Source organism: Marinomonas algarum, assembly GCF_020532605.1.
Lineage (GTDB): Bacteria > Pseudomonadota > Gammaproteobacteria > Pseudomonadales > Marinomonadaceae > Marinomonas > Marinomonas algarum.
In genome coordinates, this window is sequence record NZ_JAJATW010000064.1 from 1 (window position 1) to 1,502 (window position 1,502).

2 protein-coding genes are annotated in these 1,502 nt (G+C 42.9%); both read right to left on the reverse strand.

Translation table 11 applies throughout. From position 1 onward, the window contains the following. Positions 1 to 442 (reverse strand): helix-turn-helix domain-containing protein (locus LG368_RS15280; protein ID WP_226755547.1); only part of this gene is annotated, 442 nt, incomplete at its 3' end. 24 nt (positions 443 to 466) lie between these two features. Continuing rightward, entirely contained in the window at positions 467 to 1,357 is an 891-nt protein-coding gene (locus LG368_RS15285) for a LysR family transcriptional regulator (protein ID WP_226755548.1), read from the reverse strand. Positions 1,358 to 1,502 lie beyond the last annotated feature (145 nt).

Sequence of the window (1,502 nt, forward strand, 5' to 3'; positions counted from 1 at the left end):
ACGCCGCACTTTCTGCTAACGCTTTCTCCTTTCGTCTCAGCTCACGTTCTAGTTCTTTAATGCGTTTTTTGTCCGATTGTTGCTCAGCCGTGATCTTGGTGTTTCGCTTATCTTTCACTGTATTCCCTGCAATGCAGGCTTGCTTCCATTGCTTTACTTGCTCAGGGTACAACCCTTTTTCTCGGCAATACTGATTCAGATCCGCTTCAGACAAGGCGGAAGTTTCAAGTACGACAGCAAACTTTTCTTCATTGGACCACTTATCTGATGAACTCACTTTTGACTCGCTAAATCCTGATGTGTTGAATTGCTTTTGCCAACTATACAGGGTGGAGAGCTTAATGCCTTCTTGCTCTGCAAACTCACGTCTCGACAATTGGCTTTGGTAGAGTTTCTGTAAGATGGCTTCTTTAAAGGCACTTGAATGTCTTTGGTAATCCACTGGTTTTCACTTACCGTCCCCTGTCTATTTATAATAACAAATGAGGCGACAACTATCCTGACACAGGGGGCTTTCGGGGCGCTCCAGATTATCTAACCTGGTCCAGAGAGCAATATCCCTTCTTGGTCCTTGCGGTCCAGCTACTTGGATTATTTGGTCAACACTAACCTCACCTGTCATTAAAGCTAAACGAGCAGGTAACCGAACCAGAACATCGGACGTGTTGAGAAGGTGTAAAACAGAGCGAATACTACCCGTAAACGCCATACTTGCAGCCTTGAGTCCAATAATTTCACTAGGACGATCAAGAAAGCCGGCATTTGCCCCCGCCGCTATCCAACGCTGCTTCTCCAAAATGTCTTGGGAAATAACATTATTAGAACCAATTAAAGCAGATTTTTTACCAACAAAAATAGCGGATCTATCTCTAAACAACAGTTGTCTATCGAGTGATCCTTGTTTAACCGATAGATGTGCTGGTGCTAATAAAAAGTCGAGTTCGCCTTTTTGTAATAACTCAATCTGTGGGGCCGCAGAAGCAGTTCGAAAATGAAAAACATAATGTTTTTCCTGCATAAAATACGACGTTGTTTGTTCAACTGTAGCAAACTCCCAAAGCGGATCAATGCCAATCACGAACTCATTGCAGTATCCACTATGAAACTGTCGGATGGCCTCTTCACCTTGCTCTGTTTCGACCAAAATTCTTTCACCAATTTGCGCTAATCGTGCACCAATTTCAGTAGGTTGGACGCCGTACCGTGTTCGAACAAGCACAGGTGCTCCGACTTTTATTTCTAGCTGTTGAATACTTCGTGTCAATGTTGGTTGAGTTATATATAGCTGCTCGCAGGCTCGACTCAGAGAGCCTTGCTTTACAACGATGGCTAATTGCTTCAATAAGTTAGGATTCATCTATGCATATTCTATTAGGGAACATACGAACAAGTAAGACAATTTTTAGCTGACTTTCAGCTTGTGACAGTATTTCCTCAGAAGCGACATTTAATCACCACTTAACCCACTTGTAAGGTACTTCAAGCACCTTACAACCGTTATT

Coding starts and splice junctions, on each gene's coding strand:
- LG368_RS15285 (WP_226755548.1), bottom strand. CDS start 1,357: ATGAATCCTAACTTATTGAAGCAATTAGCCATCGTTGTAAAGCAAGGC.